Source organism: Endozoicomonas sp. SESOKO2 (genome assembly GCF_024606245.1).
GTDB lineage: Bacteria > Pseudomonadota > Gammaproteobacteria > Pseudomonadales > Endozoicomonadaceae > Endozoicomonas_A.
Genome location: NZ_JAHHPQ010000187.1, coordinates 1 through 1,659 on the forward strand (window position 1 = coordinate 1; position 1,659 = coordinate 1,659).

Sequence of the window (1,659 nt, forward strand, 5' to 3'; positions counted from 1 at the left end):
GCCTTGTCCCGGTTTGATGTAGGGTTTGGTCTGAGGCATAACCAGCGCAGTATTCATCAACTAAGACCCTGCAGCACACAGGCTGAGAAAGATCGCCGGGTAGCGTCTCTCTGTGGACCAAAGTTTATTGAAAACTCGGTGATTGTTGATGTCGAGGTTTCAGATCTAAAGCTTTGGGGCTGGGTAGGATTACCAACATTTTCCCGTTCCAGCGCTGATCTTCAGTACTTCTTTGTTAACGGCCGGGTAATCAGAGATAAACTGGTCGCACATGCTGTGCGTCAAGCCTATCGTGATGTGCTTTATGGGGGTAGGCATCCAACCTTTGTCTTGTATCTTGAGCTTGATCCGGCGCAGGTGGATGTTAACGTTCACCCAACCAAGCACGAGGTCCGATTCAGGGATGGTCGAACAGTCCATAACTTCCTGTTCAGTACGTTGCATCGTGCTCTGGGACAAGTGTCTCCAGAAGATCAACTGCCTTCAGCGGCTCTGTCTTTACAGCCCAAAAGCCAAGCCTCAGGCATTGAAGGTGGCGAATTCAAGAGTCAGGAAAGTATGAAGCTGTCCCCGGCTCCAGCCAGTCCCTCCTTTTCTTATAGTGCAGCTTCCGGGCAGCCGTCAGCGTTTTCAGGTGCAAGACAAGCAAGAGAAACACCTCTGCCAGATCAAATTCAGAAGCAGATTCAGGCATACGGCGAGCTTTATGCTTCAGGTGCCACGGAGCGAAGCTCTCTTCAGGAAGATCAGCCCTCAGCCATCAATGATACTCCAGCCGAACAGTCTACCTCCGTAAATCTGCCAGAACAGACGGCAGATATCCCACCCTTGGGCTATGCCATAGCACAACTGAAAGGTATTTATATTCTCTCTGAGAACGAGCAGGGGATGATTCTGGTCGACATGCATGCTGCTCACGAACGCATTACTTATGAACGGATGAAAATTTCCTGGCATGCCGATGGTATTAAAGCCCAGCCTCTGTTGGTACCAAAATCAATTGCTGTCAGTGATCGTGAGGCGACCTGTGCCGAAGAAAATTATGAGTACTTCAAACAGCTTGGATTGGCGCTTGAGCGAATGGGACCAGAAACACTTTTGGTGCGTCAGTTGCCGGTTATGCTTCACAATGCTGATGTAGAAAAGCTGGTCCGTGATGTGCTTTCAGATCTGATGCAGCACGGTGACAGTGATCGTGTGGAAAGTCAGATGAATGAGGTACTGGCCACCATGGCCTGTCATGGTTCAGTACGAGCTAATCGTCGTCTTTCAACCGAAGAAATGAATGCTCTGCTCAGGGACATGGAGCGGACAGAACGCAGCGGACAGTGTAACCATGGAAGACCCACCTGGACCTTATTGACACTGGATCAGCTGGACAAACTGTTTTTGCGAGGGCGCTAATTTACCCTGGAGCCAGTGTATCCGCCAGGAAAGCAGGGCTGTCTGACTATCCTTTCCGCTTCAACAAATCATCCACGGCCTTTGACAGAATAACCAGGCAGCCCAATTCGAGAAAACTCTGACTTTAGATGGACCAGGATATACCTAGTTGCAGGGCCTGATAATCGGTCTGATAGTCATCTGCCTTGCTGAACTGGTAGCTGCCGTAAATTTCCATATCGGCTGTCAGGCTGTGCCCCACTCTCACCTTCATTC

Annotated in this window: 1 protein-coding gene; it reads left to right on the forward strand. The window is 49.9% G+C overall.

Annotated elements, in window-relative coordinates:
- On the forward strand, positions 1-1,404 hold a 1,404-nt coding region (gene mutL / locus KDK17_RS04565), incomplete at its 5' end, for a DNA mismatch repair endonuclease MutL (RefSeq protein WP_257287454.1).
- Between the last annotated feature and the right edge of the window lie 255 nt (positions 1,405-1,659).